The sequence below is a fragment of the Nocardioides sp. NPDC059952 genome, from assembly GCF_042730435.1.
GTDB lineage: Bacteria > Actinomycetota > Actinomycetes > Propionibacteriales > Nocardioidaceae > Nocardioides.
In genome coordinates, this window is sequence record NZ_JBHWLY010000145.1 from 1 (window position 1) to 2,055 (window position 2,055).

Genomic DNA, 2,055 nt, shown 5'->3' on the forward strand with positions numbered 1-2,055 from the left:
CAGCTGCGAGGCGCCTCCGACGCCGGGGGCGTGGGCAAGTACCTGCTGCACCGGGCCAAGCCGCACCTGCCGCCCTGGCTGGGCGTTGCGGGCGTGGGCGTGGCCGGCGCCCTCGGGCACTGGCGATGGGGCGACAGCGCATGGGCCGGTGCTGGCCTCACCCTCGCCTCGGTGGCGCTGACCGGCGCCACCTGGTGGGCGGGTAGGTCGACCAGCGCGCAGCGGCGCCTCCACTCGGCCATCACCGTGGCCGCAGGAACCGCCTGGGTCACCGCGGCCTGCATCTCTGGGCCGACCGCAGGGCCGATCGATGACCTGTACCTGATGGGCGGCCCCGTCATGGCGCTGACCTGGAACGTTCGCATGATCATGCGTCGCAACCCGGATGCTGTCGGGGAGAGCAGCGACAAGGGCCTGCTGGAGAAGGTGGGCTTGGCTCGCACGCAGATCGGAAACGTCAAGGTCGAGCCCAACAAGGTCACCGTGCCCTACGCGCTGCCGGCAGGAGAGGGCACCCACGAGGACGTCTCCAAGGCCCTGCCGCGCATCGCCTCTGCCCTCGACGTCCCGACCAGCGCCGTGCGCAACCGGCCTGACCCCGACTCGGCCCGGCGTGGCACGTTCACCGTGGTGCCCATGGACATGCTGAAGGAGGTCATCTGGTGGCCCGGCCCGTCCTCCCCCGGCGGATCGATCGCTGAGCCGCTGGTCATCGGCGTCTACGACGACGGCCGCCCCCTCGTCCTCACCCTGCCCCAGGCCATCCACCTGCTCATCATGGGCGTGACCGGTGCAGGGAAGACCGAGGGCGCCATGGACGTGCTGTGCGAGGCCCTGACCCGCCGCGACGTCGCCGTCTGGCTGTCCGACCCCAAGCGCGGCCAGGACCTCGGCGAAGCCTTCCCGGCCTGCGACTGGGTAGTGGACACCGGCGACGGCGCAGAAATCATGATCGAGGCCCTCAAGGCCGCCATTCCCGCACGTCAGAAGTGGCTGGGTGACCACGCGTACCGGTCATGGGAGCCTGCGGCCGCCGAGGTCCAGACCGACCCGGCGCACTCCTGCCGCAAGGGCGCGGCCTGCCAGTGCCCCGGTATGCCCTACCTGCTCGCCTGGTTCGAGGAAGCCGCGAACACCCTGCGCGCGACCGACGACGACGTGTTCACCGGCATCGCGCAGGAAGCCCGGAGCGCTGGCGCCAGCCTGGTCATCTCCATGCAGCGCGCCTCCGGCTACCAGATCAGCACCGACACCCGGGCGAGCCTGCCCGCCGCCCTCTGCTTCGGCGTGGACGAGCGGGACGCCGGATTCGCCCTGCCCTCCGAGGTCCTCGACGCCGGCGCCAACCCTGGAGCCTGGGGCAACAAGCGGCCCGGCTACTGCTACCTCTGCTCCGCGGGCGTCGAGGCCGACCTGTGGTCGACCCCGTCCCGGACGTTTCGCAACGACCCGGTGTCCCTGGAGTGGGTGGCCCGCGCGTTCGAGCCGATCCGCATGGGCATCGACCCTGTGACCGCAACCGCGGCCGCCGGTGTCGCTGGCAAGCTGTACACCGACCGTGCGGCTACAGCCAACGACGAGCAGGCGGCCCCGGCCGCCGAGGAAGGGGAGCCCATGACCGGCCCCCTGGTGGACCCGGAAGACATGGACATCGACCCCGAGGCCGAGTTGCCCGAAGCGCAGGATGGCGACGACATCCCTCTGTTCGGGCAGGGGGCCGGCCGTAAGCCCGGCCCTGCGGAAGGTCGGCGCCTGTTCGCTCAGGCCCTGGCGGAGTTCGAGCAGAAGGGACAGATGGTCGTAGGCCCCAAGGACTTCATGGACTGGTGCGAGGCCAACGACCTCTCCCGCCCTTGGGTGTCCGCGCGGCTCAAGGAGGCCGCCCTGGACGGGCGCCTGGAGGCCACCAGCCAGACCGGCCGCTGGCGCATCGTGCCCGCCCTGACACCCGCGTGACACCTGACACCGTCACGGCCGCCTGACACCGCGCCCACCTAGGGAAATGGGTGTCAGACGGCCCCCTGACACCGGCCCCTGACATCACCAGTCAGGGGC

General features: G+C 71.4%; 1 protein-coding gene. It reads left to right on the top strand.

The window, feature by feature from the left end:
* Positions 1-1,956, top strand: a 1,956-nt coding sequence (gene traB / locus ACFV9G_RS29755; protein ID WP_378733077.1) for a plasmid transfer protein TraB, incomplete at its 5' end; no start/stop codon positions are given.
* Positions 1,957-2,055 lie beyond the last annotated feature (99 nt).